The organism is Burkholderia sp. BE17 (assembly GCF_009362305.1).
Taxonomy (GTDB): domain Bacteria; phylum Pseudomonadota; class Gammaproteobacteria; order Burkholderiales; family Burkholderiaceae; genus Burkholderia; species Burkholderia pyrrocinia_C.
In genome coordinates this window covers 97,507-122,054 of sequence record NZ_WHNU01000017.1, presented here as the reverse complement: position 1 = coordinate 122,054, position 24,548 = coordinate 97,507, and the positions used below count along the sequence as shown (strand labels likewise).

General features: G+C 66.6%; 24 protein-coding genes. 18 read left to right on the top strand and 6 right to left on the bottom strand.

Annotated features, from left to right (window positions below):
- The first annotated feature begins 54 nt into the window (after nt 1–54).
- The 3 genes from GD429_RS16660 (at nt 55) to GD429_RS16650 (ending at nt 4,464) form a co-directional block, all read left to right on the top strand.
- Nucleotides 55–960 (top strand): LysR family transcriptional regulator, encoded by a 906-nt coding sequence (locus GD429_RS16660; RefSeq protein ID WP_152857984.1) that lies wholly within the window; start codon nt 55–57, stop codon nt 958–960.
- A 237-nt stretch (nt 961–1,197) separates the two neighbouring features.
- Complete coding sequence (locus GD429_RS16655; RefSeq protein WP_152857982.1) at nt 1,198–2,610, top strand: HD domain-containing phosphohydrolase; 1,413 nt, start codon at nt 1,198–1,200, stop codon at nt 2,608–2,610.
- 84 nt (nt 2,611–2,694) lie between these two features.
- On the top strand, nt 2,695–4,464 hold the full coding sequence (locus GD429_RS16650) for a histidine kinase (RefSeq protein WP_152857980.1): 1,770 nt from the start codon (nt 2,695–2,697) through the stop codon (nt 4,462–4,464).
- Between the two features lie 96 nt (nt 4,465–4,560).
- Here the strand turns inward: GD429_RS16650 and GD429_RS41095 are convergent, their stop codons facing one another.
- From GD429_RS41095 to GD429_RS16620, 6 genes are all read right to left on the bottom strand, one after another.
- Nucleotides 4,561–5,451 carry an AidA/PixA family protein gene (locus GD429_RS41095; RefSeq protein ID WP_152857978.1) on the bottom strand — a complete coding sequence of 297 codons (891 nt, stop codon included), beginning with the start codon at nt 5,449–5,451 and terminating at the stop codon, nt 4,561–4,563.
- A gap of 65 nt (nt 5,452–5,516) precedes the next feature.
- Nucleotides 5,517–6,020 (bottom strand): inclusion body family protein, encoded by a 504-nt coding sequence (locus tag GD429_RS16640; RefSeq protein ID WP_152857976.1) that lies wholly within the window; start codon nt 6,018–6,020, stop codon nt 5,517–5,519.
- Nucleotides 6,021–6,460: 440 nt separating this feature from the next.
- On the bottom strand, nt 6,461–6,844 hold the full coding sequence (locus GD429_RS16635) for a GtrA family protein (RefSeq protein WP_152857974.1): 384 nt from the start codon (nt 6,842–6,844) through the stop codon (nt 6,461–6,463).
- Between the two features lie 16 nt (nt 6,845–6,860).
- A complete protein-coding gene (locus tag GD429_RS16630; protein ID WP_152857972.1) occupies nt 6,861–7,904 on the bottom strand; it encodes a glycosyltransferase family 2 protein in 1,044 nt (347 codons plus the stop codon).
- Between the two features lie 24 nt (nt 7,905–7,928).
- Nucleotides 7,929–9,278: a glycosyltransferase family 87 protein gene (locus GD429_RS16625; RefSeq protein ID WP_152857970.1), complete on the bottom strand. Its 1,350-nt coding sequence runs from the start codon at nt 9,276–9,278 to the stop codon at nt 7,929–7,931.
- Nucleotides 9,275–10,513, bottom strand: a complete 1,239-nt coding sequence (locus GD429_RS16620; protein WP_152857968.1) for a glycosyltransferase family 87 protein — start codon at nt 10,511–10,513, stop codon at nt 9,275–9,277. The genes GD429_RS16625 and GD429_RS16620 overlap by 4 nt, the downstream gene beginning before the upstream one ends.
- A 1,049-nt stretch (nt 10,514–11,562) precedes the next feature.
- Here GD429_RS16620 and GD429_RS16615 point away from each other — a divergent pair.
- From GD429_RS16615 to GD429_RS16545, 15 genes are all read left to right on the top strand, one after another.
- Nucleotides 11,563–11,754 (top strand): Flp family type IVb pilin, encoded by a 192-nt coding sequence (locus tag GD429_RS16615; protein ID WP_152857966.1) that lies wholly within the window; start codon nt 11,563–11,565, stop codon nt 11,752–11,754.
- A gap of 140 nt (nt 11,755–11,894) precedes the next feature.
- On the top strand, nt 11,895–12,077 hold the full coding sequence (locus tag GD429_RS16610) for a Flp family type IVb pilin (RefSeq protein WP_152857964.1): 183 nt from the start codon (nt 11,895–11,897) through the stop codon (nt 12,075–12,077).
- Between the two features lie 91 nt (nt 12,078–12,168).
- Complete coding sequence (locus tag GD429_RS16605) at nt 12,169–12,378, top strand: Flp family type IVb pilin (protein ID WP_152857962.1); 210 nt, start codon at nt 12,169–12,171, stop codon at nt 12,376–12,378.
- 28 nt (nt 12,379–12,406) lie between these two features.
- Nucleotides 12,407–12,946, top strand: a complete 540-nt coding sequence (locus GD429_RS16600; RefSeq protein WP_152857960.1) for a prepilin peptidase — start codon at nt 12,407–12,409, stop codon at nt 12,944–12,946.
- A gap of 32 nt (nt 12,947–12,978) precedes the next feature.
- Nucleotides 12,979–14,379 carry an ATP-binding protein gene (locus GD429_RS16595; RefSeq protein ID WP_152857958.1) on the top strand — a complete coding sequence of 467 codons (1,401 nt, stop codon included), beginning with the start codon at nt 12,979–12,981 and terminating at the stop codon, nt 14,377–14,379.
- Between the two features lie 36 nt (nt 14,380–14,415).
- Nucleotides 14,416–15,255: a Flp pilus assembly protein CpaB gene (cpaB, locus tag GD429_RS16590; RefSeq protein WP_152857956.1), complete on the top strand. Its 840-nt coding sequence runs from the start codon at nt 14,416–14,418 to the stop codon at nt 15,253–15,255.
- A 104-nt stretch (nt 15,256–15,359) separates the two neighbouring features.
- Nucleotides 15,360–17,297, top strand: coding sequence for a type II and III secretion system protein family protein (locus GD429_RS16585; RefSeq protein ID WP_152857954.1), 1,938 nt, complete (start codon nt 15,360–15,362; stop codon nt 17,295–17,297).
- Between the two features lie 21 nt (nt 17,298–17,318).
- Entirely contained in the window at nt 17,319–17,621 is a 303-nt protein-coding gene (locus GD429_RS16580) for a hypothetical protein (RefSeq protein WP_152857952.1), read from the top strand.
- Between the two features lie 25 nt (nt 17,622–17,646).
- Nucleotides 17,647–18,912: a pilus assembly protein TadG-related protein gene (locus GD429_RS16575; RefSeq protein ID WP_152857951.1), complete on the top strand. Its 1,266-nt coding sequence runs from the start codon at nt 17,647–17,649 to the stop codon at nt 18,910–18,912.
- Nucleotides 18,913–18,924: 12 nt separating this feature from the next.
- Entirely contained in the window at nt 18,925–19,458 is a 534-nt protein-coding gene (locus tag GD429_RS16570) for a TadE/TadG family type IV pilus assembly protein (protein WP_152857949.1), read from the top strand.
- A complete protein-coding gene (locus GD429_RS16565; protein ID WP_152857947.1) occupies nt 19,455–19,898 on the top strand; it encodes a TadE/TadG family type IV pilus assembly protein in 444 nt (147 codons plus the stop codon). Before GD429_RS16570 ends, GD429_RS16565 begins: the two co-directional genes overlap by 4 nt.
- 22 nt (nt 19,899–19,920) lie before the next feature.
- On the top strand, nt 19,921–21,129 hold the full coding sequence (locus tag GD429_RS16560; protein ID WP_152857945.1) for an AAA family ATPase: 1,209 nt from the start codon (nt 19,921–19,923) through the stop codon (nt 21,127–21,129).
- 19 nt (nt 21,130–21,148) lie between these two features.
- A complete protein-coding gene (locus tag GD429_RS16555; RefSeq protein ID WP_152857943.1) occupies nt 21,149–22,516 on the top strand; it encodes a CpaF family protein in 1,368 nt (455 codons plus the stop codon).
- Nucleotides 22,517–22,549: 33 nt separating this feature from the next.
- Nucleotides 22,550–23,527 (top strand): type II secretion system F family protein, encoded by a 978-nt coding sequence (locus GD429_RS16550; protein WP_152857941.1) that lies wholly within the window; start codon nt 22,550–22,552, stop codon nt 23,525–23,527.
- A gap of 36 nt (nt 23,528–23,563) precedes the next feature.
- Nucleotides 23,564–24,532 carry a type II secretion system F family protein gene (locus GD429_RS16545; RefSeq protein ID WP_152857939.1) on the top strand — a complete coding sequence of 323 codons (969 nt, stop codon included), beginning with the start codon at nt 23,564–23,566 and terminating at the stop codon, nt 24,530–24,532.
- Nucleotides 24,533–24,548: the final 16 nt, after the last annotated feature.

The following is a 24,548-nucleotide window of genomic DNA, read 5'->3' as shown; positions in this document are numbered from 1 at the left end:
TCATGCCGGCAATGCAATGACTACAATGACGTCATTGTGTTTCGCAATAATGCCATGACGCCGACCGATCTCCCCGAACTGAAGCTGCTGCAGCTCTTCGATCTCCTGTACGACACCCGAAGCGTCACGCGCGCGGCGGAACAGCTCGGGCAAAGCCAGCCGACCGTCAGCATCTGGCTCGGACGTCTGCGCGAATTCCTGCAGGACCCGTTGTTCGTCCGTACGCCGGGCGGCATGGCGCCGACGCCGCACGCCGACGCCATGATCGGGCCATGCCGGGAGATTCTCGAATCGTTGCGGCGTTTCGCGGCGTGGGAAATCGCATTCGATCCCGTTACCGCGCAGCGGCGTTTCCGCATCTGCATGACCGACGCGAGTCACATCACGCTGCTCCCGCGCTTGCTTGCGCACGTACGCGCGCAAGCGCCCGGAATCCGCCTCGAGGTGGCGGGCATCGACGGCAATACCGAACGAGCGCTGGAATCCGGCGAAGCCGATCTCGCAATCGGCCATGTGCCGTGGCTAGGCGGCGGCATTTACCAGCAGCAGCTGTATTTGCAGGATTGGGTATGCCTGACCAACCGGCATCATCCGCGGTGGCGCGCAAAGCTCGGGGCGAAGCAATACCGCGCGGCGGGGCATGTCGCGATCACGGCGGGAACCGGGGCGCAATTGCTGGAACAGGCGCTCGTGCGTGAGCACGTCGAGCGGCAGGTGGTGCTGGAGTTGCCGGGCTTTCTCGGGTTGGCCGCGATCATCCAGACCACCGACCTGATTGCCACGCTGCCGCGACACATCGGCGAGACCCTGGCAAAGGCCAACGACCTGTCAGTCCATCCATGCCCGATTCCCGTCGAGGGTTTTGCCGTGCGGCAGCACTGGCACGCCAGATATCACCACGAAGCCGGCAATCGCTGGCTGCGCGGTTTGGTGGTCGAGTTGTTTGGTAATTCGCACTGACCTGTCGTATCGTCTTCAGCTATCGGTGGCCGATGCGTCCGGATCCGTCGGGTGTGGGCGGCGTGCCGGCGCTTTTCGAGGACGAGCATGGCAAGTACCTGCGATTCCCGGCAACGCGGGCGGAAGGAATCAAGACCCCGCGACAAGCACGTATCGGCGTTTCTCCCAATATAGAAACCGCCGCATGAGCCGATGTTGCAGAGAGAGAAGATGTAAATAATTGATCCGAGGCCGATTATGACGACATCTGCAACAAACGACGTGAATGCCAAATCGCCTGAAACACCCGACGCGGCAGCCGCATCCGCCGACGCGTCTCCCGCACCGTCGATCCTGCTGGTCGACGACGAACCGAACGTGCTGTCGGCGCTCAAGCGCGTGTTCCGGCCCGCGGGCTACGACATCCTGACCGCCGACAGCGGCGAGGCCGCGCTCGAGATACTGGCGTCGACCGAGGTCGACCTGATCGTGTCCGACATGCGGATGCCGCGCATGACCGGTGCGGAATTCCTGGCCCGCGCGCGGGCGCTGTACCCGGAGACGATGCGCATCCTGCTGACCGGCTATGCGGAGATCGCGTCGGTCGTGCAGGCCGTCAACGAAGGCGGCGTGTATCGCTACCTGAACAAGCCGTGGGACGATCACGATCTGCTGCTGACTATCGAACAGGCGCTGGAGCAGCGGCACTTGCGCCGCGAAGCGGCCCGGCTGGCCGCGCTGACGGAAGCGCAGAACGAAGCGCTGCGCCGTTTCAACACGGAACTCGAAACGCAGGTGCGCGCGCGCACCGAGGAACTCGGCCAGACCGTGATGTTCCTCGAGGCGGCGCAGCGCGACCTGAAAAGCAGTTTCACGGCGATGGTCCAGGTCTGCGCGAGCATGATCGAGATGCGTTGCGGGATCGCCAGCGGACACGCGATGCGGGTCGGCGAAATTGCACGTCGGCTCGCGCTGTCGTCCGACATGAGCAGCCTGCACGCGCAGGACGTCTATTTCGCGGGGCTGCTGCACGGCATCGGCAAGCTATCGCTGCCCGACGAATTGCTGCACAAGCCGCTTGCGCGGATGACGACGGACGAACACCGGCTGTTCCAGCAGCATCCGCTGCGCGCGCAGATGGTGCTGACACCGGTCGCGCAACTGCACAAGGTCGCGTCGATCGTGCTGCACCAGTACGAGCGCTTCAACGGACGCGGCACGCCGGACGGGCTGGCCGGCGACGCGATCCCGCTCGGCTCGCGGATCGTGGCGATCGCGCGCGATTTCGAAGGGCTGCGCAACGGCGAAATCGGTGCGCCGCATTCGGTCGAGCAGGCGCTCGACGCGCTGCAGTCGCAGGCCGGCGTGCGTTACGACCCGCAGATCGTCGCGCGTTGCATCGAGCTGATGCGGGATCCGGCGAGTCTCGGTATCGCGGCGTCCGTCGCGGAGATCAAGTCCGCGCAGCTGCGCGAAGGGATGCAGCTCGCCGACGATCTGCGCACGCATCGCGGCGTGCTGCTGATGACGAAGGGCAGCGTGATGTCGGCGCACCAGATCGAGCTCGTGCGTCGTTTCGAGACGCGGGAAGGCTCGCCGTTCGACATCCTCGTTCTGGCCGGCCCGGCCGCTTCGATGCAGGCGCAAAACGCGGGCGCGCCGCCCGGCTGACGCAGGACACACGGCCCGATGGCCGCGATGCGCGATCGACCGCGCACCGCGGCAATGCCTTCACATCGATTGGGGCGCTCGATCATGCACGGCACCTATGACCTCCTGCTCGTCCTGCTGTCGCTCGCCATCGCGACGCTGGCCTCGTATACGACGCTCGACCTGGCCGCGTTCATCTCGCTGCTCGACAACCCGAAGCTCAAGCGCGCATGGCTGGGCGGCGGCGCGGCCGCGATGGGAACCGGGATCTGGTCGATGCATTTCGTCGGCATGCTCGCGTTTTCGCTGCCGATCCCGCTCGGCTATGCACTGTCGGATACCGGCGCGTCGCTGGCGATCGCCGTGCTCGTGTCGTATTTCGCGCTGAACGTCGTCACGCGCGCACGGCTGGGCTGGCGGCGGCTGTGCGCGGGCGGCGCGCTGATGGGCGGCGGGATTGCCGGCATGCACTACACGGGGATGGCCGCGATGCAGATGCAGCCCGGCATTCGCTACGATCCCGCGCTGTTCGCCGCATCGATCGGCATTGCCGTGATCGCATCGACTGCCGCGTTATGGATTGCACAGGCGCTGCGCGTGCGGCAGGTGCGTCATGCGAGCGCGCAACGCGTCGGCGCGGCGGTCATCATGGGCATCGCCATAACCGGCATGCACTATACGGGGATGGCGGCCGCCCATTTCGCGCCGGACGCGCGATGCGGCGCGGCGAACGGGATCGACGCGCCGTGGCTCGCGACCACCGTCGCGCTGTTTACGATGGCGACGCTGATCGTCACGCTGCTGCTTTCCCGCTTCGATGCGCGCACAACCTTTCTGCGCGGGATGGCCGACACGCTCGAGCGGCTCGTGAAAATGCGGACCGCGGAACTCGAGCGCGCGTTGCATCGCTACGAGCAGACGACGGAGATGCTGCAGCGCACGCGCGAGAACATGGCGACCGAGATCGACGAACGCAAGGCCGCGCAGGCGCGGCTCGAACAGGAGAAGGACGAGCAGCGGCGCCTTCTGCACGTGCTCGAGGAAACCCACGTGCAGTTGCTGCAATCGGAAAAGCTCGCGTCGATCGGCCAGCTCGCGGCGGGCGTCGCGCACGAGATCAACAATCCGATCGGCTTCGTCAGCGCGAACCTCAATACCTTGAAGACCTGGGTGCGAAGTCTGCTCGATGTGATCGCGGCGCATGAAGCGGCGCTGCCGCAGCTCGACCCCGCCGCCCGCGATGCGCTGACGGCGATGAGCCGCGCCGCGGATCTGGACTACGTCCGCGACGAGATCGTGACGCTGATCGACGAATCGATCGATGGCGCGGTGCGGGTGCGGCGCATCGTGCAGGACCTGCGCGATTTCTCGCGCCCGGTCAGCGACGAGTGGAGCGTGGTCGATCTCCATGCGGGTCTCGAGAGCACGCTCAACGTCGTTCATAACGAACTGAAGTACAAGGCCGACATCGTGCGCGATTACGGCGACCTGCCGCAGGTCGAATGCCTGCCGTCGCAGTTGAACCAGGTGTTCATGAACCTACTGGTCAACGCGGCGCAGGCGATTCCGGAACGCGGCGTGATCACGATTCGCACGTCGAGCGACGGCGAGCAGGTGTCGATCGCGATCAGCGACACCGGAACGGGCATGACGCCCGACGTCGTCCGGCGGATCTTCGATCCGTTCTTCACGACGAAGCCGGTCGGGCAGGGAACCGGGCTTGGCTTGTCGGTATCGCACGGCATCGTCGAGCGTCATCGCGGCACGATCGACGTGACGAGCGAACCCGGGCGCGGCACGACGTTCTGCGTTCGGCTGCCGATCCGGCGGGCCCGCGACAATGCGGACGTGGCGGAGCTGGAGCAACGGGCATGAGGATGCGATCGTGACTGCAGTGCGTGTGCGGGAAACGGGTGCTCGATTCGGCGTGAATTCGATGCTCGCGCACCCGAGCGCGGCGCGCGGCGCCGCTCACGTGATCGGCCACTGAAGGATGACGATCCCGTCGTTGTAATCGCCGTCGGCGCCGTCCTCGGCGCCGAGCCAGCCGAGCCACACTTGATCGCCCGCGGACAGCGGCGCCAGGCGCGCATCGGTCGCGGACTTCCTGCCGTTGGCCGATGCGTCGATCCGGATCTTGCCGCCTTTCGAGTTCAGCGTGAACTGCCTGACGCCGTCGTTGCCGTTGCCGGCGAACGACGCGGCCGGCTCGGGCGCATCGTCGATGAACAGCTTCAGGTCTTGCCGGTCGGCGGCATTCGCGTAGAAGATCGCCTTGAAATCGGTATTCGGCGGCAGGCTGAAGTTGCCGTCGCGGTCCGACGACGGCTTGAAACCGGGCTGATTCGTATCCGGCCGGCTGCCGGCGATCTCGATCGTCGTTTCCCAGCGGAAATAACCCGACACGGCGCCGTCGCGGTCGAGCACCGCGAAGTCGGCCGTGCACGCGGTGGCGCCCGCGGCGAGCACGTCGCTGCGCCAGTAGTGGTCCTTCATCGGCTGGCACGGCGGATGAAGCAGGTCGTCGGCATTCGGCACCGGCGTCGTGGCGTTGCGCACTTCCGGTTCGATCGGCGCGACGATGCCGGCGTCCTTCAATGTGAACCGGACGAACAGCACGCTCACCTCGGCGCGCAGCGCGAGCGCGGTTTCGCGCAGGCGAAGCTGGTCGCCCGGCGACAGGCCGGTGAAGAGCCGGCTGTCGTTGTGGCCGAGCTGCCCGTTGTCGCCGGGGCTCAACACGTAGATGTGCCGGCCGTCGATCACGGTCGGCGCGTCGGCGTTCCGGCTTGCATCGGGGTAGGCCGACAGCAGCGTGACGGCATCGACGATCGCGAGCACATCGCAACGAAGACCAGACATGAGCGCTTCCTCCGCAACAAGGGAATGATGCGGGCGACCGCCGCGCGGCCGCCCGCGTGCCGCGATCAGTTGTGGATCGAGATGAACGGATCCCACTGGTAGCAGCCCAGCGACTGGCAGTTGCGGTCGATGATCTGGAAGTAGAAGTGGTAGGTGACGCGCCCTTCCGACAGCGTTTCCGACGACCAGTAATAGTTGTCGACCTTCTGGCAGGTCGGCGTGGACGGCGAGCTCGGGTTCGGAATCGGGATCGACGCGGTGGCCTTGCGCGGTGTGGGCGTCGAGATCAGGTCCTTGCCCTGGTTGGCGATGAAGCCGTAGAAGATCACCTGCTTCTCGAAGCCCAGCGACAGGCTCGTTTCGCGCCAGCGGATCAGGTCGCCGACCTGCGCCTTCAGGTCGAGTTCGCCACCCGCCTGCCCGGAAACCACGTTGTCCTGGTTGGTGACCATGTACACGTGCTTCCAGTCGATCAGCGTCGGGCTTTTCGGATCCCTGCTGGGATTCGGATAATTCTTGAGAATGGTTTCGGTATCGATCGAGACGAGTACATCGGTAACGCGTGACATAGAAGCTCCCGTTTGAAGTAATGGGACTTATCGTTGCGCGAATTGCTTCGTGCAGCCGCCGTTGCCTTGTCCTGCAAGGCTTTGTGCGGTATGTGGCACGTCCGGTTGCGACGGCGAATGCAGGTTATCCCGTTCGGTTGATTATGAAAGCTGTAAAAGTAAACAGGGTCGATAAAATGATTGTCGGCGGTTAATTTGAAAATAGGATTCAATTGAATCGATGCGTTACATAAATAGAGTTAAATTGAATCTGTTAATTGATTGGCTGATTATTTTCGGGCCGAGAAAGGGGGAGATGGCCGGCGCGATCGCGAGCGATCGTCGCCGCGGTGGCGTGACGATTCGGGAGCGATTCGGGAGCGGGAAGGGAGCGAGACGGGGGCGAGACGGGGGCGATGCGCGGCAGGCAGCGGGCCGCCGGGCGGCTGGCGATCGCGCGCTTACCGGTAGGTCCAGAGCCGATGCAGCACGAACGTCGACGGCGGGACCAGCAGCGCGACCGCGACGATGCTCGCCGCGCGCGACACGTCGAGCACTTCGGCGGCACGCGCGAGCAGCAGCGTTTCGACGAAGCCGGCCAGCGTGACGACGAGAAAACGCAGCGCGTTGCGCGTGCGTACCGTCGACGAGAAGCTCCACAGCGTATTCGCGAGATACGAGAACGCGGTGGCGCAGAGGAATGCGGCCGCGTTCGCGGCGACCAGCGTCGCATCGAACAGCGCGAACAGCGCGGACGCGACCAGCGTATGGATCGCGGTCGAACCGAGCCCGGATAAACCGAAGCGCACGAGCCTCGTGCGCTCTGCTTGGATCAGGTCGATCATGGCAGCTTGCGCGCGGTCAGCGTACGTCGATCCGCGCACGGTTCGGCTGCACGCGCCGGCGTGCGATCTGGCGGCGCGCGTCGCGCGCGACCGGGAGCTCGATCACCTTGGCGTGCGCCTGGTAGCGGCGGCGGATCAGGTAGACGGGCCGTTGCTTCGACTCGTCGTAGATCCGCCCGATGTATTCGCCGACGACACCGATCCCGATCAACTCGATGCCGCCGATGAACAGCGTGACCGAGATCAGCGACGCGTAACCGAGCACCGGATTGCCGAACAGCAGCGTGCGGAAGATGATGAACGAGCCGTACAGGAACGCGAGCGCGGCGATGCCGACGCCGATATAGGTCCAGCTGCGCAGCGGCACCGTGCTGAAGCTGGTGATCCCTTCCAGCGCGAAATTCCACAGCTTCCAGCCGGAGAACTTCGAGTGCCCGGCGCTGCGCGGGTCGCGCTGGTATTCGACGATCACGGTCTTGTAGCCGACCCACGCGAACAGCCCCTTCATGAAGCGGTGCCGCTCGGGCAGGCTGCGCAGCGCGTTCACGACCTTGCGGTCCATCAGCCGGAAATCGCCGACGTTCTCCGGCAGCTTCACGTCCGACAGCAGGTTGTGCACGCGGTAGTAGATCGCGGCCGCGGTGCGCTTCGCGAACGAGTCGCATGCGCGGTTGCTGCGCTTCGCCGCCACGACTTCCGCGCCGTTGCGCCAGTGTTCGATCATCACCGGAATCAGGCTCGGCGGATCCTGCAGGTCGGCGTCGAGCGGGATCACCGCGTCGCCGGCGGCTTCGTCGAGGCCGGCCGTCAGCGCCGCTTCCTTGCCGAAGTTGCGGGTGAGATCGATCACGCGCACGCGCCGCTCGCCGGTGCTGATCCGGATCAGGCGTTCGAGCGTGTCGTCGCGGCTGCCGTCGTTCACGCAGACGATCTCGAAACGGATCGCATCGATGGACGTCAGCAACGGAATCACGACGTCGAAGAAGCGCTCGACGGCCTCGCCTTCGTTATAGAACGGCACGACCAGCGAGATGAGCGGCGTGTAGAGTGGTTCCCGCATGATGATTCCCCTTGTAATGTCGCTTCACCGGTCTGCGCCGAGCGTCGGGCGGTGGTGCGGTCGGACCGGATGTGCGAAGCCGGTCTCGGTCGAGTCGTCGCGCGCGTCGGGCATCGACGGCACGTCGTGTCTTTCCTGCGCGATCCGGCTGACGAGCAGCGCGAGCGATGCCAGCGTAACCAGCGGCATGAACTGGAACGGCAGATGCGAGACGACCACGAGGCCGGCGAGCGGCATCGTCCACAGCAGCATCAGCCATTCGCGATCGAAGCGCCGCCAGCCGTGCGTCCACGCATAACGCGCGTACCACGCGATCACGATGCCGTACCAGGTCAGGTCGTAGTCATACAGATAAGGGCTGACGAGCAGGCATGCGCACGCGAGGGTCGCGGCGCGCAGCGCATAGGAACACGTGCCGCGCCACGCGTAGACGACGGCGATCGCGGCGGCCGCGGCCGACAGCAGCTGCAGGCCGCGCGCGACGATCGCGGGCCAGCCGGCCATCGTCGCGAGTGCGAACACGGTCGGCATGCGCGCGAGCTTGGCGTGGCCGGCGCCGACGATCGCGTAGACGTTGCCGATCACATGCACGAACGTGATCCACGGGCCGACACCGAACGCGAGCGTCGCGAGCGCGGCGCTACCGGCGATGGTCGCGGCCCACGCGGCCAGCGCGCGCCACTGGCCCGCGCACAGCAGCGCGAGCGGGAACAGCACCGCGAGCTGCGGCTTCATTGTCAGCAAGCCGAAGCAGATCCCCGCGCATACGGGGCGACGGTTCAGCGCGAGCAGGCCGACGCCGGCGAGTGTCGCGGTAAGGAGGCTGGTCTGGCCGACGATCACGGTGAGGAACGCGCCGGGGAACGCGAGCGCGCAGAGCAGTGCGGCATCGCGCTGCACGGTCGCGCGGATCGTCGCGGCGAACAGCGCGTAGGTGACGCCGAGGCACAGCACCAGCGCGACCATGTACGGCAGCCAGCCGAGCGGCGCCACGAACAGCAGCGTGGTGGGCGGATAGAGCCACGGCAGCGTGCCGTCCGCGATGCTTATCGTCGGGATCGCGAGCTTCTGGATCGCGAACAGCGCGGGGAAATGCCATGCGTCGGCGCCATGCCCGTGCGCGGCGAGCCATGCGGCGCTCCAGATCGGCGAGAAATCCTGCGACAGCTGTTCCAGTGCGCCTTTGTGCGACAGGAACACGCGGGTCACATAGATGACGATGAACAGCAGTTCCGTCAGCAGCGCGGCGGCCGCATAGAGGCGCACGCGATCGCGATTGAGCCAGTGCGGATAGCGGCGCGGGCCCGCGATCGGGAGTTCCGGATGCAGATCGACGGCGGAATGCGCGTGGCGGGCGAACGAAGGCGCTTTCATTGCATGCTCCGTGACATGAGTGCCGTGCGGCGCACGACGACGAACAGCACCGCGAGCAGCACGACCGGCCCGATCTGCGGCAGCTTCATCAGCCGGTTGAACAGCTCGAAGATCGGCAGCAGCCACGCAAGCACGAGGATGCCCTGGTCGCCGGGCAGCCAGCCTTCGTCGAGACCGTGCGCGATCAGGCAGAAGATCGCGATGCCGAGCCAGGTCAGCTCGTAATGCCACAGATAGGGCGTCGTCAGCAGCGTGGCGACGGCCAGCACCGCGCCGCGCAGGCGCATGTCGCGCGTGCGGCGCCACACGTCGACGGCCGCGGCGATCGCCAGCAGCGCGACCGCCGCTTGCGCGGCCAGCGCGGCCGCCACCGGCGCGCCCGCGAGCCGCAGCGCGGCGAACGGCGTCGGCGACGCGAGCCAGTACGATGCGAGCATGAAATGCTGGTCGCGTACCGTCTGCATCGCGTGGCTCAACCCGTGCAGCGCGCCGGGGCCGGCCAGCGCGATGCCGGCCGCCGCGAACAGCGTCGCGCTGATCGCGGCCGCCGCAAACGTGCGCCACGCCCGCGCCGCGATCAGCACGAACGGGAACACCACGGCCAGTTGCGGCTTGATCGCGAGCAGCCCGATCAGCACGCCGGCCGCAACCGGGCGCTTGCCGAGCAGATGCAGCGCGAGTGCGGCGAGGCCGGCGGTCAGGATGCTGTTCTGGCCGAACAGCGCGGACATGCACACCGCCGAATACGCGACCACGACGAGCGCCGCGGCGCGCGGGTGCGGAAGATGCGCGCGCAATCCCGACAACCGCGAGACGGCGAACGCGTAGCATAAAAGACTGCCCGCGAAAAAGAGGAAATATGCGGGCAGGAAAGGCACAAGGGCAACCGGCGCGATGAACAGCAACATCGTCGGCGGATAGAGCCAGGGAAGCGGCCGGTGCTGCAGATACGCACCGAAGTGCGCGGCCTCGGCCTGCAGGAATGACGTAGTGTCGTAGGCCGCTGCGGCATGGCCTTGCAACACGAGATGCGACGCGGTCCAGAAGACCGAGAAGTCGATGCCCGGGCGGGCGCTGGAATTCGACGTGAAGCCGTCCGTCACGACGCCCCAGATGGCCAGCAGCGCGACGAAGAGCATCAGCATGATGCAGCTGTACGGAACGATCCGGTCAGCTGTCAGCCATTGAGCACAGCGCATTGCGCGATCGCGCGTTCCACGATTGGCTGTGTACATGATGCCCCGTATGTGGTGGAGGCTGCTTGGTCTGTCGCAGCCGTTTCACGTTGTCGTGCCGCCGGATCGAATCGCTCTGAACGGCGTTGTCCGGTGAATGCATTGTTGAAGAAAAAATCGCATGTTGCAAACCACGCTCCGAAAGCCGGGATCCCGATTAATCGGTGACAGGTGTGAAAACCGCGTTTTCGGGCATGAGAAAACGACCCGGGCCGGATTTATGTTTCTGGCTTGAAACATTCCGCGTTTTCGAGCGGTGTCGCATCCCGCCCGTGCCATGAAACGCAACCGGCTGCCCGCGTCCGGGAAAATCCCGAGAAAATTTTTTGGACCCTTTGTGCGGCGCGGCGGCGAGCGTTCCGGCGTACCCCGCTCGCGGGAATGCCTATATCAAAGTTGAAACATTTCGGCCGTCGCGCCATTGGCACGGAAACCCGGGGATCGCCGGAACCCTTGATGCGCCTGGATTTCGCTCGGGATGGCCTGTTCTTTGCGTAAGCGTTGGCACGGCAGTCGGCGACGTGACGACCGGGCGGTTCCAGGAACAGTCAGACGGAACCAGCTTCGGAATCACCTGCGGAAAAGAAGGCCGGAGCGCGACGGGGAACACGCAGCTCCAGGTCAACGAACCGCGAGAACTTTCGTCGATCGGCCAACGAGACCCGGGATCATCAGGGCAAAAAGAAATCGGCATCGCAGCAGTCGGGGAACAAAAATGAAACAGCAGAGCACATCGCGGCCCGCGAGCCGCGACAAAAGCGATTTTCAGCATCGCCGGGAGTTTGGCTCCCGTTCAATCGAACTTCGTGCGTCGAACGGCAATCACGCCGTTCAGGTCGATCGGCCAGCCCGGTTTATCCGGCTCGTCGAATCGGACGCGCATCTCTCGCGTTCCCTCTCACGGCAATCCGTTCACACGGACAGGTGTGCGCATCCCTGTCCCCGCAGCTGAGCGTCACGTTTCGATTTTCTTGTAGTGCCGGTGGTGCCCGACCCCGACGTCATGATCGACGAAGGGAATTTAATAGCAGTCCGAATGGAGAATGCTCATGGTAAGAGTCATCGAAAAGATCGCCTGGTTCGCGCTGGACCAGAGCGGCGTGACGGCCATTGAATACGGCCTGATCGCCGCGTTGATCGCGCTCGGTATCGTCGTCGCGTTGACGACGATCGGTACGGATCTGTCGACTGTGTTCAGCACGGTCGCCGCGACTCTGGACTCGGCAGTAACAGCCATCTGATGGACGGTACGGCGAACGGCTCATCCGGATCGTTTGTCGCCACCACACGGCATTAGCAACTTCCTCGACGCATCGAAGCCAGATCGATCGATCCAGCCGGTACGCGAGGGCTTTGAAAGTCACCACGTAAGGAGATCATCATGTCCAAGCTCATTCAACAAGTCAGCCGCTTCGTTCGCGATGAAGACGGTGTAACGGCCATCGAATACGGCCTGATCGCCGCATTGATCGCGGTGGGGATCATTGTGGCAGTGACCGCGGTCGGCACGGAACTCAAGGATGTGTTCACGACGATTGCTGCCGATCTGACCGCTGCGGTTTGATGTCATCGAGAAGCAGAGCGCGTGGACGGCTCGGCCGGTGCAGTGTTCGAGCCGTCCCCCGCGATCCGATCAACCGGAACCGGAGACCATCATGCAAGCCAGGGTGCGTGTCGCATGTCGCCGCTGGATCGATGACGAGCAGGGCGTCGCGTCGATCGAGTATGCGTTGCTCGGGGCGATGTTCGCCGTCGCGGTGCTCGGCAGCGTCGTCACGCTGAAAGACTCGCTGGCCGATATGTACGCGGGGATCGCAACAGCCGTGACGGCTGCCGTGACCACCGCGCTGGCCATGGTTTCCTGATCCATCGATTCGCTCCGCGAGGTTCGCCATGTTACCTGTTGCGCCGCCTTACCCGGTTCCGTTGTGCGTGACGCTGCTCGCGGTCGCGGCGGCCGGCACGGACATCGCGTCCCGCCGCATTCCGAACCGCCTCGTCGCGGCCGGCCTCGCCGGCGCGCTGGTCGCCCAGTGCATGCTGCACGGCGTCCCGGCAGGCGCACTCGGATGGCTTGCGGGCGCCGCGACCGGCTTCGGCCTGCTGCTGCCGCTCTACCTGTTGCGCGGGATGGCGGCCGGCGACGTGAAGCTGATGCTCGCGATCGGCTCATGGGTCGGCGCGGAAATGACGTTTTACATCGTGCTGGCCACCTTCGTGGCCGGCGGGATCGGCGCCATCGCGGTCGTGCTGCTGCGCGGGCGGATGCGCCAGATGTGGGCGAACGTCCGCGCGCTGCTCGCGCATCGTTCGCAAGGGGCGCGCGCAGGGGCAGCCGACGGCCCCGCGGAAATCGCATCGGTCGGCACGCTGCCGTACGGCGTCGCGATCGCGGCCGGCACGCTGGGCATGCTGTTCGCGTCGTGCGCATAGCGCGACGAACCCGCAACGAGGACGGAACGACCATGAACACGAATCACACCGAACCGAGACGCGACGCGCAGGTATCCAAACTGCCCGATCCGTTGCCGTCGCGGGAGGCCAATACGAAGCTGGGCGCGCAGTTGCCGGCGGCGCCGCGCTCGCTCGGCGAAACCGGGCTGAGCACGACGTTCGTCGCCGGGCTCGTGCTGAAGTCGACGCTGATGCTCGGCCGCCCGTCGTACGGCGACCTGGTCGAGCGGCACTGCCTGCCGCTCGCGGTGCTCGACGACGTCTTCGCGTTCCTGGTGCGCGAGCATCTCGTCGAGCTCACCCATCGCGGCGCGACCGATCTCGACGTGACGTTCCGCCTGACCGACGCGGGCCGCGTGCTCGCGCTCGAGGAACGCGCACGCAGCGGTTACAGCGGGCCCGCGCCGGTCACGCTCGACGCGTATCTCGAATCCGTGAGCGCGCATTCGGTGCGCAAGCTGCACATCGACCAGGGCGACGTGTGGGCCGCGTTCGAAGGCATCGTGATCGACACGTCGGTCATCGACGCGGCGGCCGCGGCGTTGAACGCCGGCCGTCCGCTGCTGATCTACGGCCCGGCCGGCAGCGGCAAGACCTTCCTCGCCGAGCGGCTCGGCTCGCTGATGCACGGCCGCGTGCCGGTGCCGCACGCGATCTGCGCGGCCGGCGAAGTGATCCAGATCTACGACCCGCTCGTGCATGTCGACGCGGAACCGCAATCGGGCGGCCAGTCGGTCGATCGCCGCTGGCGCCTGTGCAAGCGGCCGGTCGTGCTGTCCGGCGGCGAACTGACGCTCGACGAGCTCGACCTGCGCCGCGACGAGGCGGCCGGCTTCTACCAGGCGCCGCCGCATATGAAGGCGAACATGGGCATGTACATCGTCGACGATCTCGGCCGCCAGCGCGTCGAGCCGCGCGACCTGCTCAATCGCTGGCTGCGCCCGCTCGATCGCGGCGTCGATTTCCTGACGCTCGAATCCGGCAACCGCTTCGTGCTGCCGTTCGACGTGTGGCCGGTGTTCTCGAGCAACCTGGCGCCGGAGCAGTTCTGCGACGACGCGTTCCTGCGCCGCCTTGGCTCGAAGCTTCACGTCGGCGCGCTGTCGATCGACCACTACCGCGCGGTGTACGACGCGGCCTGCGCATCGCTCGGTCTCGTGTCGGCGGGCGATGCATTCGAGTTCCTGCTGCATCGGCTGCACCTGCCGACCGGCAAGGCGTTTCTCGCGTGCTTTCCGGCGGATCTGCTGCGCCTTGTCGCCGCCGGCGCGCGTTACCGCGGCGATCCGCCCGAGGTGACGCACGACGCGCTGTACGACGCGTGGGCGAGTTATTTCGGCGCGGCGCCCGAACGGGACGGCAACCATACGCCGCCCGTCGAGCGAGGCGGACGTACGTACATCACCGGTTGAGCCGTTTTTTTTTACGAATCGTCGAGGAGCATTGCCATGAAAAACAGTCGAGCGCTCATGATGCTGGCCGTCGCGATGGTCGCGGGTCTTGCCGCGGTCGTGTTCGCGTCCCACTGGCTGGTGCAGACATCCACGAGCTCGGTCACGCCCGTCGCGGTGGCGGCCGCCGATCTGAACCTGGGCGAGCCGCTCGGGCAGAACCAGATCCACATGGTGAGCTGGCCGTCGGGCAGCGTGCCGACCGGCGCGTTCACCGATACGAAGGCGCTCGAAGGGCGGGTGGTGCGCACCAGCCTCGCGCGCGGCGAGCCGGTGATCGAGTCGAAGCTCGCACCGCTCGGCACGAAGGGCGGGCTGTCCGCGGTGATCGCCGACGGCAGCCGCGCGATTACGGTGCGCGTGAACGACGTGGTCGGCGTCGCGGGCTTCGCGCTGCCGGGCACCTACGTCGACGTGATCGTCAACACGCAGGAGCAGCAGGGCAAGACCGACGGCCAGAGCATCTCCAAGATCGTGCTCGAGCACATCCTCGTGCTCGCCGTCGCGCAGCAGGTCAGCCGCGACGACACCGCACCGAAGGTCGTCAACGCGGTCACGCTGGAAGTCACGCCCGACCAGGCCGAACGGCTCGACCTCGCGCGCAGCGTCGGCACGCTGTCGCTCGTGCTGCGCAACCAGGTCGACCAGAAGACGCTGAACACGGATGGCGCGACCAAGATGACGCTGCTCGGCAAGCCGCCCGTACCCGATTTGCCGCCGCTTCCCGCTCCCGCACAGGTGCGGACGGTGCGCGTGCACGTCGCGTCGCACGCGGCAGCGCGGCGCGACTGCGTCGGCGTGCTGACGGGCGTGAAGGGCAGCGTGGAATGTTTCTGAAGCAGATCAACACAGCCAGATAAACAGATCGGCCGCCGGCAGGGTACGGCGGCCTCGGAAGTCGACAACCGGCACGGCGCCGGTCTCTCGGGGGATCACACAAAATGAAGATCAAACCGCAATGCACAGGTACCGGCCCACTGCGGACGCGCGTGGCACGGGGCACGATGATGGCCGCGATCCTCTGTTCGGGATGGCTGACCGTCTATGGCGCACTGGCCCAGGAAGGCATCGAGGCGGGCGTGCTGACGAAGGGCGGCGCCAGCGCGCCGGCCGCGATCGGCAAGGGGCCCGTGCAGATGACCATCAGCATGGCGCCGGCGCCTGTCGCCGCGGCCGCCGCTGCGGCGGGGCCGCTGCGCGGGCCGAACTGCATCGGCGCCGTGCGCGAGTCGACCAGCGTCAGCGTGCCGCTCGGCAAGTCGCTGCTGGTGCCGATGCCGGAGCCGGTCCGTAATCGGACGATCGGCAACCCGGCCGTCGCGCAGGCGACGATGGTGTCGCCGCAGACGCTGTACATCCTCGGGCTGTCGGTCGGCACGACCAACATGATCGTGCAGGGCAAGAGCGGCGCATGCCGCGTGATCGACGTCGCGGTCGGCGCGGACGCCGGCGGCCTGCAGGCATCGCTGCAGCAACTGCTGCCGGCGGAACGCGACATCCACGTGTCGACCGCCGCCGGCACGATCGTGCTGGCGGGCAGCGTGTCGAACTCGCAGGCCGCGCAGCAGGCCATGCAGATCGCACGCGCATACGGCGACAGCGGCGGCGACCCCGCCGCGGGCGGCAAGCCGGGCGGCGGCGTGCTGAACATGCTGAGCGTCACGTCGCCGCAGCAGGTGATGCTCGAGGTGAAGGTCGCCGAGGTGTCGAAGACGCTGATCAACCAGATGGGCAGCGCGCTCAACATCCAGGGCGGGTTCGGCTCGTGGAGCGGCGCGCTGGTCAGCAGCCTGCTCGCGGGCGTCTCGAGCGCGGTCGCCTTCAGCAAGGCGAACAACAAGCCGTTCAACATCGCGGCCGATGCGCAGAACACCGACAACCTCGTCAAGATCCTCGCGGAGCCGAATCTCGTGACGATCAGCGGCCAGGAAGCGACGTTCCTCGCCGGCGGCAAGATCTTCATCCCGATCCCGCAAAGCAGCGGCAACGGCATCTCGACGATCACGCTGCAGGAAGAGGAGTTCGGCGTCGCGCTGAAGTTCACGCCGACGGTGCTGTCGAACGGCCGGATCAGCCTGAAGGTCGCACCGGAAGTGTCGGAGCTGTCGCAGACGGGCGTCACGCTGAGTGCGTCCAACATCGGCGGCACGTCGATCCTGCCGCTGATCACGACGCGGCGTGCGTCGACGACGGTCCAGATGAGCGACGGCGAATCGTTCGCGATCGGCGGGCTGATCAAGGACAACGCGAGCGGCGCGCTGAAGGCGATCCCGGGTGTGGGTGAAGTGCCGGTGCTCGGCGCGCTGTTCCGCAGCACGTCGTTCCAGCAGGACCGCACCGAGCTGATCTTCCTGATCACGCCGCACCTCGTGAAGCCGCTGCAGACCGCGGACGTGCCGCTGCCGACCGACAGCTTCTCGAAGCCGAACGAAGCCGACGTGTATGCGACGGGCAACATGGAAGGCCGCCGCGGGGTTCGCAAGCCGGGCGCACAACCGATGAACGGCGCTGCGGCGGCACCGCAGGCACCGGCCCAGGCGCCGGTACCGGCACCGGCACCGGCACCGCAATCGGAAGCGCCCGCCGCCGCGGCCGCCGCGCTGCCCGCGCCGCGCGCACCGCAAGGCACGGACGCACAGCCGCCGGTGTCGGCCGAGCCGCAGAAGACGCCGGCGCCGGTGGTGGCCACCGCGCCGCAGCCCGACACGGCAAATGCGGCAAACGCGGCCCGCATCGCGCGTATCGAAGCCGCCGCCGCACGCCTCGCCGCGGCCGGCCCCGACACGCCGGCCCAGCCGGCGGCGCGACCGAAGCAGCGGGTGCCCGCGGTTGCCCGGGCGCAGGTCGCGCACTCGCAACCCAAGTCCACCGATCGTTGAAGCCATCCAAGGGGAAGCTCCATGAAATCCGCCTACCTCGTATTCGTGCGCCGCGCGGCGCTCGCCGCACCGCTCGCGTTCGCGCTTGCCGGCTGCATGTCGTCGACCCCGGTGTGGGACAGCCGCTTCGGCGACTCGGTCCGCTCCGTGATGCAGGCCCAGATCATCGATCCGCATGCCGCCGAACACGCGGCATCGGCGTCGGCGGCGGGCGTCGACGGCGGCGCTGCAGCGGCCGCGCTCGACAACTACGACAAGTCGTTCAAGCAGGCCCAGCCGCCGGCCAATGCGTTCGTGATCGGCATCGGCAAGTCCGCGCAATAACGACAGCACGCTCAGGGAGAACGCCATGTCCAGCGCAGCTCGTTATCCGAAAGTCACGCGTCGCGGCCTCCAGCGCCAGCGCGGCGCCGTCGCGATCATCGTCGGTCTCGCACTGGCGGTGATGATCGGGTTCGTCGGCCTCGCGCTGGACCTCGGCAAGCTGTACGTCACGCGCAGCGAACTGCAGAACAGCGCCGATGCGTGCGCGCTGTCGGCTGCGCGTGACCTGACTTCGGCCATCAGCCTGTCGGTGGCCGAGGCCGACGGGATCGCCGCCGGCCACCTGAATTTCGTGTTCTTCCAGAACAAGTCGGTGCAGATGGTGACGAATTCGAACGTCACGTTCAGCGATTCGCTGTCCAATCCGTTCCTGACGAAGAACTCGGTCACGACGCCGGCGAACATCAAGTACGTGCAGTGCACCGCGACGTTGAGCAACATCGCGCACTGGTTCATCGAGGTGCTGAACGTGATGCCGGGCACGAAGCTCGCGAACGCGGCCACCGTGTCGGCGAGCGCGATCGCGACGGTCGGCGGCGGGCAGACCGCCTGCGCGATCCCGGTGTTCGTGTGCCGCGCGACGGGCGCACTGCCCTACAAGGTCGGCGACTGGATCACGTCGCCGTCCGGTTCGACCTACGGGCCCGGCAACTTCGGCTGGGCGGCGCTCGACGGCTCGACGAACGAACCGACCATCGCGGGCGAGCTGTCGGGCAACACCTGCAATATCAAGAGCCCGCCCGACCTCGGCAGCACCGGCCTGAAGTCGGCGTCGCTGCGCGCCTGGAATACGCGCTTCGGTGTCTATACGAACGGCTCGAACGGCTCGAGCGGGCAGCCAGACTTCACCGGCTACGCGTATGTCGGCCCGAACTACGGGCCGCCCGGAACGGCGGGCATCAAGGGCGACGCGTACACGCAGTTCGTGATCGACCGCGCGAGCTTCAAGTCCTACCAGGGCGACGGCGCGCCGCCGGCGGGCAGCGGGATCGCCACCAACGGCACCGCGACGGCGAGCAACTACCAGACCTTTGGCGGCGACCGCCGTGTCGCGCTCGCGCCGGAAGGCGACTGCTCGGCGCTGAACGGCGCCAGCGGCAAGGTGCACGTCACGCAATGGGATTGCGTGCTGATGCTCGATCCGTTGCCGTTCAGCGCCGGTAGCGGCAACGTCATAGCCCACCTCGAATACCTCGGCTCGTCGGTGTCCGGCAACAACCCGTGCGCGACGCACGGGTTGCCCGGCGACGGCAGTGCGTCCGGGGTCCAGGTGCCGATGCTCGTTCAATAGGGAGAGGCGATCATGAAAAGGTCCCCGTTTCGCCGTTCGCGCACCCGTGGCGCAGCCGCCGTCGAATTCGCGCTCGTGCTGATGCCGATGATCGTGCTCGCGACCGGCGTGGCCGAGTTCGGCCGCGCGATCTACCAGTACGAGACGCTGACCAAGGCGACGCGCGACGCGGCGCGCTACCTGTCGATCTGGCTGCCGACCGACAGCGCGTATCCGGTGTCGGCGGCGCAGTGTCTCGTCGTGTATGGCAGCACGACCTGCGGGTCGGCCGGCACCGAGCTGGTGCCGGGGCTCACCACGTCGATGGTGACCATCTGCGACGCGCAGCATACGACCGGCTGCAGCGACGCGTCCGACCCGTCGCAATTCTCGAACCTGCCGACCTACGACGCGAACAACAACGCGGCGAGCGGCACGGCGACGGGCGCCATCAACGTCGTCGAAGTGAAGGTCAAGGGCTACACGTACCAGCCGATCCCCGCGTATCCGGAGCTGATGTCGATCACCTTCGGCAACATCATCACCGTGATGAGGCAAGTGTCATGAGCGCGCGCCCTTTCCCCCTGTCGCGCCGGCGCGGCCAGCGAGGCTCGACGATGGTCGAGTTCGGGCTCATCGCGTCGGTGCTGATCATGCTGCTGATCGGCATCTTCGAATTCGGCCGCGTGCTGTTCTACTGGAATACCGCGAGCGAGGCCGTGCGCCTCGGCGCGCGCACGGCGGTGGTCTGCGACGTGAATGCCGCCGGCGTCGCGAAGCGCGTGACGGCGCTGCTGCCGCTGTTGTCGACCGCGAACGTGTCGGTGAACTACTCGCCGGCGAGCTGCGACGTGACCAGCTGCGCGTTCGTGACCGTGAGCGTCACGAACGTCACGGTCAAGACGATGATCCCTTTCGTGAACGTCACGGTGAAGATGCCGCCGTTCACGACGACGCTGCCGCGCGAAAGCCTGACCTCCGCGACCGGCGGCAACGCCTGCAATTAATCGAACAGACGAGGTACACGACATGATCAACATCCTCGTAGCTTCCGACGACACCGCGCGGCTCACGCAGATCGCGCGCCTCGTGGCCGACTGCGGACGCTATCGCGCGACACGCGCAACCGGCCGCCCGTCGCAGATCGAGCATCGCACCGACGGGCTCGACGCGTTCGACATCCTGCTGGTCGACGGCACGTCGTTCGACCCGTCCGAGCTGTCGGCGATCGAGCGGATCTGCCGCGCTCATGCGGGCCTGACCTGCATCCTCGTGACGGCGGACGCATCGCCGAACGTGCTGCTGGACGCGATGCGCGCGGGCGCGCGCGACCTGCTGCAGTGGCCGCTCGATCGGCAGGCGCTCGGCAATGCGCTCGAGCGTGCCGCCGTGCAAAGCACCCGGAGCGACACCGACGATACGCGGATCGTGTCGTTCATGTCGTGCAAGGGCGGAACCGGCACGAGCTTCGTCGCCAGCAACGTCGCGTTCGAGATCGCCGAGGGCTTCAAGCGCCGCGTGCTGCTGATCGACCTGAACCAGCAGTTCGCCGACGCGGCGTTCCTCGTCAGCGACGAAACCCCGCCGTCGACGCTGCCGCAGCTTTGCGCGCAGATCGAGCGGCTCGACAGCGCGTTTCTCGACGCGAGCGTCGCGCACGTGACGGAGAACTTCCACGTGCTCGCGGGCGCAGGCGACCCCGTGAAGGCCGCCGAGATGCGCGAGGACGCGCTCGAATGGATCCTCGGCGTCGCCGCGCCGCGCTACGACTTCGTGATCTTCGACGTCGGCGTCGGCATCAATCCGCTGTCGATGGTCGCGCTGGATCGCAGCGACCAGATCCAGATCGTGCTGCAGCCCGCGATGCCGCACGTGCGCGCGGGGCGCCGGCTGCTGGAGATCCTCGTGTCGCTCGGTTATTCGACCGACCGGCTGCGCCTGATCGTGAACCGCGCGACGCGCGCGAGCGACCGGACCCGCACCGCGCTCGAGGAAGTGCTCGGCCTGCATGCCGCGTGCACGATTCCCGACGATGCCGAAACCGTGCTCGAGGCGATCAACCAGGGGCATCCGGTTTCGCGGCTCGCGCGCGGCACCGCGGTCGCGCGTGCCTTGCAGGGTTGCGCGAAACAACTCGTCGAGGGTGAAGTGCGCGCAGGACGCAGCACTACGCACAGCGAACCGCTGATCTCCAGGCTCTTCGGGCGCAAGGTCACGCCGAAGCTCAAGTCCATGTAACTCTTTCGGGGAATTCATCATGTCATTGCGCGAACAGATGTCCTTGCACCGGGCCCAGCCTCTGGCGGCGGGCAGCGAACCGGCCGGCCCGGCGCATTCGTCGGTACGCGACGCATACCAGAAGCTGCGCCGCGAAATTCACCAGGCCGTGCTCGAACGCGTCGAGCTGGAGCGCCTGTCGCGGCTGTCGCAGGAGCAGGTCCGCCAGGAAATCTCCGCGCTGATCTCGCGCATCCTCGACGACCAGCGCACGCCCGCGAACGACATCGAGCGGCGCCAGCTCGCGATCGACGTGTACGACGAGATGTTCGGCTTCGGCCCGCTCGAAGCGCTGCTGCGCGACCCCGGCATCTCCGACATCCTCGTGAACACGTACCGGCAGGTCTATGTCGAGCGCTGCGGCCAGCTCGAACTAACCGACGTGACGTTCTACGACGACGCGCACCTGATGAAGGTGATCGAGAAGATCGTGTCGCGCGTCGGGCGCCGCATCGACGAATCGAGCCCGATGGTCGATGCGCGGCTGCCGGACGGCTCGCGCGTGAACGCGATCATCCCGCCGTCGGCGATCGACGGGCCGCTGATGTCGATCCGGCGCTTCGCGGTCAGCCCGCTGAAGATCGACGACCTGGTGCGCTTCCACAGCCTGACGCCGCCGATGGCGGAGCTGCTCGATGCGCTGTCGCGCGCGAAGGTGAACGTGCTCGTGTCGGGCGGCACGGGCAGCGGCAAGACGACGCTGCTCAACATCCTGTCCGGCTTCATCCCGCGCAACGAGCGGATCGTGACGATCGAGGACGCCGCCGAGCTGCAGCTCCAGCAGCCGCACGTGCTGCGCCTCGAGACGCGCCCGCCGAACATCGAGGGCAAGGGCGAGATCACGCAGCGCACGCTGGTGCGCAACGCGCTGCGGATGCGGCCGGACCGGATCATCCTCGGCGAAGTGCGCGGCGCCGAAGCGCTCGACATGCTCAACGCGATGAACACCGGCCACGAAGGCTCGCTCGCGACGATCCACGCGAACACGCCGCGCGATGCGCTGACGCGGCTCGAGAACATGATCAACGTCTCCGGCCTGTCGCTGCCGCCGAAGACGATGCGCCAGCAGATCGCGTCGGCGATCTCGGTGGTCGTGCAGGCGGCGCGGCTGACGGACGGCAAGCGCAAGATCGTCAGCATCCAGGAGCTGACCGGGATGGAAGGCGACATCATCAACATGCAGGAGATCTTCACGTTCAAGCGTACGGGCGTGGATCGCGACGGCACGGTACGCGGCCACTTCTGCGCGACCGGCGTGCGGCCGAAGTTCGTCGAGCGGCTGCAGGCGTTCGGCATCAACCTGCCGGATTCGCTGTACGACCCGTCCCAGCGTTACGAGACGAACTGACGGCCGGTCGCCGCTTGCATCCGGGGAGGCTTCATGAACACGATCTTTTACGGTTTTGTGATTCTCACCTTCGTCGCGGTCGTGCTCGCGATCGAAGGCGTCTATCAATGGTGGAACGCGCGGCACGGCGCCGCCGCGCGCCGGATCGAATCGCGCATTCGCGCGATGTCGGCCGGCGGCAACGTGCAGCAGGAGCGGCTGTCGATCCTGAAGAAGCGCATGCTCGACGATTCGAAGCCGTTCGACCGGCTGCTGATGCGCTTGCCGCGCGTGCACTCGCTCGATCTCGTGATCCAGCAATCGGGCCTCGACTGGACGCTCCCGAAGCTGATCGTGCTCAGCGCGGTGTTCGCGGCAATCGCGTGGCTCGCGCTGAGCTTCGCCACGTTGCCGCAACTGGCCGCGCTGCCGGTCGCGCTGCTTGCCGCGTGCCTGCCGACGATGCACATGATGCGCCGTCGTGCGCGCCGGATGCTCAAGCTCGAGCGGCAGTTGCCGGATATCTGCGACATGATCGCGCGCGCGCTGCGTTCCGGTCATTCGTTCACGGGCACGATCGGGATGGTCGGCGAGGAGTTTCCCGATCCGATGGGCGGCGAGTTCCGGATCACGTTCGACGAGATCAACTACGGCGTGTCGCTGCACGACGCGCTGATGAACCTCGCGACGCGCGTGCCGGTGCAGGACCTGCGCTACTTCGTGATCGCGGTGCTGATCCAGCGCGATACGGGCGGCAACCTGGCCGAGCTGCTCGACAGCATCTCCGCGCTGATCCGCGAGCGCTTCAAGCTGTTCGACAAGGTGCGCGTGCTGTCGGCGGAAGGGCGGCTGTCGGCGTGGATTCTCGGGCTGCTGCCGTTCGGCACCGCCGCGGTGATGGCGGTGGTGAACCGCGAGTTCCTGGCCGTGCTCTGGGAGGATCCGGCAGGGCTGAAGCTGGTCGGCGGGATGCTGATGTCGATGCTCCTCGGCATGTTGTGGATTCGCCGTATTGTCCGGATTCGCGTCTGACGCGCTAATCGAATAACGAACCGTTGCGAGGCTGTCATGCAAAATCTGAGCGTGGTCCAGGCCGTGATGCTGGGCGGCTTGTTCATCTTCGTGGCCGGCGGCGTGCTCGTCGCGATGCTGCTGTTCGCGCCGCGCAGCATCCAGCGCCGGCTCCAGCAGGCGGGCGGGGCCGGTGGGGGCGCCGTCGCGGGCGACGGCGACGACCTGGCGTCGCGCTGGGTCGCGAAGCTGGTCGAGCTGTCCACCCCGATCTCGAAGCTGTCGGTGCCGAAGGATGGCTGGGAGAATTCGCCGCTGCGCATCCGGCTCATGAATGCCGGATGGCGCAACCAGAGCGCGGCCGCACTCTACTTCACCGCGAAGACGGTGCTCGCGCTCGCGTTGCCGTGCGCGGCGCTGCTGGGGCTGATCACGACCAAGCTCGGCGATGAGCGCGAGCTGTTGTCGGTCATTCTCGTGGCGCTCGCCGGAATCGGCTACTACATCCCGAACGTCGTGCTGTCGAAGCGGATCAAGGCGCGCCAGCAGAAGATCTTCGAGGATTTCCCGGATGCGCTCGACTTGCTGACGGTGTGCGTCGAAGCGGGGCTCGGGCTCGACGCGGGGCTGATGCGGGTGAGCGAGGAACTGCGGTTTCGCAGCGAGGTGGTCGCGAGCGAACTCGACCTGCTGCTGCTCGAGATGCGCTCCGGCTTCACGAAGGAGACGGCGCTGCGCAATCTCGCGCTGCGCACCGGCGTCGAGGACATCGAATCGTTCTGCGCGATGCTGATCCAGGCCGATCGCTTCGGCACGAGCATCAGCGATTCGCTGCGCGTGCTGTCGGACATGCTGCGCACGCGGCGCCGGATGCGCGCGGAAGAGCGCGCGGCGAAGATCGCGCTGAAGCTGCTGTTCCCGCTGATCTTCTGCATCTTTCCCGCGCTGATGCTGGTGCTGCTCGGGCCGGCGATGATTCACGTCTATCGCGTGCTGCTGCCGACGTTCGTGACCATCGCGCCGTGAGCGCCGTGAGTGCCAT

What these genes read in the sequence shown, in the direction of transcription:
- cpaB (WP_152857956.1), top strand. Translation starts at nt 14,416, where the DNA reads ATGAAAAACAGTCGAGCGCTCATGATGCTGGCCGTCGCGATGGTCGCG.
- GD429_RS16650 (WP_152857980.1), top strand. Translation starts at nt 2,695, where the DNA reads ATGCACGGCACCTATGACCTCCTGCTCGTCCTGCTGTCGCTCGCCATC.
- GD429_RS16550 (WP_152857941.1), top strand. Translation starts at nt 22,550, where the DNA reads ATGAACACGATCTTTTACGGTTTTGTGATTCTCACCTTCGTCGCGGTC.
- GD429_RS16610 (WP_152857964.1), top strand. Translation starts at nt 11,895, where the DNA reads ATGTCCAAGCTCATTCAACAAGTCAGCCGCTTCGTTCGCGATGAAGAC.
- GD429_RS16600 (WP_152857960.1), top strand. Translation starts at nt 12,407, where the DNA reads ATGTTACCTGTTGCGCCGCCTTACCCGGTTCCGTTGTGCGTGACGCTG.
- GD429_RS16625 (WP_152857970.1), bottom strand. Translation starts at nt 9,278, where the DNA reads ATGAAAGCGCCTTCGTTCGCCCGCCACGCGCATTCCGCCGTCGATCTG.
- GD429_RS16595 (WP_152857958.1), top strand. Translation starts at nt 12,979, where the DNA reads ATGAACACGAATCACACCGAACCGAGACGCGACGCGCAGGTATCCAAA.
- GD429_RS16620 (WP_152857968.1), bottom strand. Translation starts at nt 10,513, where the DNA reads ATGTACACAGCCAATCGTGGAACGCGCGATCGCGCAATGCGCTGTGCT.
- GD429_RS16570 (WP_152857949.1), top strand. Translation starts at nt 18,925, where the DNA reads ATGAAAAGGTCCCCGTTTCGCCGTTCGCGCACCCGTGGCGCAGCCGCC.
- GD429_RS16640 (WP_152857976.1), bottom strand. Translation starts at nt 6,020, where the DNA reads ATGTCACGCGTTACCGATGTACTCGTCTCGATCGATACCGAAACCATT.
- GD429_RS16615 (WP_152857966.1), top strand. Translation starts at nt 11,563, where the DNA reads ATGGTAAGAGTCATCGAAAAGATCGCCTGGTTCGCGCTGGACCAGAGC.
- GD429_RS16635 (WP_152857974.1), bottom strand. Translation starts at nt 6,844, where the DNA reads ATGATCGACCTGATCCAAGCAGAGCGCACGAGGCTCGTGCGCTTCGGT.
- GD429_RS16660 (WP_152857984.1), top strand. Translation starts at nt 55, where the DNA reads ATGACGCCGACCGATCTCCCCGAACTGAAGCTGCTGCAGCTCTTCGAT.
- GD429_RS16630 (WP_152857972.1), bottom strand. Translation starts at nt 7,904, where the DNA reads ATGCGGGAACCACTCTACACGCCGCTCATCTCGCTGGTCGTGCCGTTC.
- GD429_RS16585 (WP_152857954.1), top strand. Translation starts at nt 15,360, where the DNA reads ATGAAGATCAAACCGCAATGCACAGGTACCGGCCCACTGCGGACGCGC.
- GD429_RS16565 (WP_152857947.1), top strand. Translation starts at nt 19,455, where the DNA reads ATGAGCGCGCGCCCTTTCCCCCTGTCGCGCCGGCGCGGCCAGCGAGGC.
- GD429_RS16555 (WP_152857943.1), top strand. Translation starts at nt 21,149, where the DNA reads ATGTCATTGCGCGAACAGATGTCCTTGCACCGGGCCCAGCCTCTGGCG.
- GD429_RS41095 (WP_152857978.1), bottom strand. Translation starts at nt 5,451, where the DNA reads ATGTCTGGTCTTCGTTGCGATGTGCTCGCGATCGTCGATGCCGTCACG.
- GD429_RS16580 (WP_152857952.1), top strand. Translation starts at nt 17,319, where the DNA reads ATGAAATCCGCCTACCTCGTATTCGTGCGCCGCGCGGCGCTCGCCGCA.
- GD429_RS16560 (WP_152857945.1), top strand. Translation starts at nt 19,921, where the DNA reads ATGATCAACATCCTCGTAGCTTCCGACGACACCGCGCGGCTCACGCAG.
- GD429_RS16605 (WP_152857962.1), top strand. Translation starts at nt 12,169, where the DNA reads ATGCAAGCCAGGGTGCGTGTCGCATGTCGCCGCTGGATCGATGACGAG.
- GD429_RS16575 (WP_152857951.1), top strand. Translation starts at nt 17,647, where the DNA reads ATGTCCAGCGCAGCTCGTTATCCGAAAGTCACGCGTCGCGGCCTCCAG.
- GD429_RS16545 (WP_152857939.1), top strand. Translation starts at nt 23,564, where the DNA reads ATGCAAAATCTGAGCGTGGTCCAGGCCGTGATGCTGGGCGGCTTGTTC.
- GD429_RS16655 (WP_152857982.1), top strand. Translation starts at nt 1,198, where the DNA reads ATGACGACATCTGCAACAAACGACGTGAATGCCAAATCGCCTGAAACA.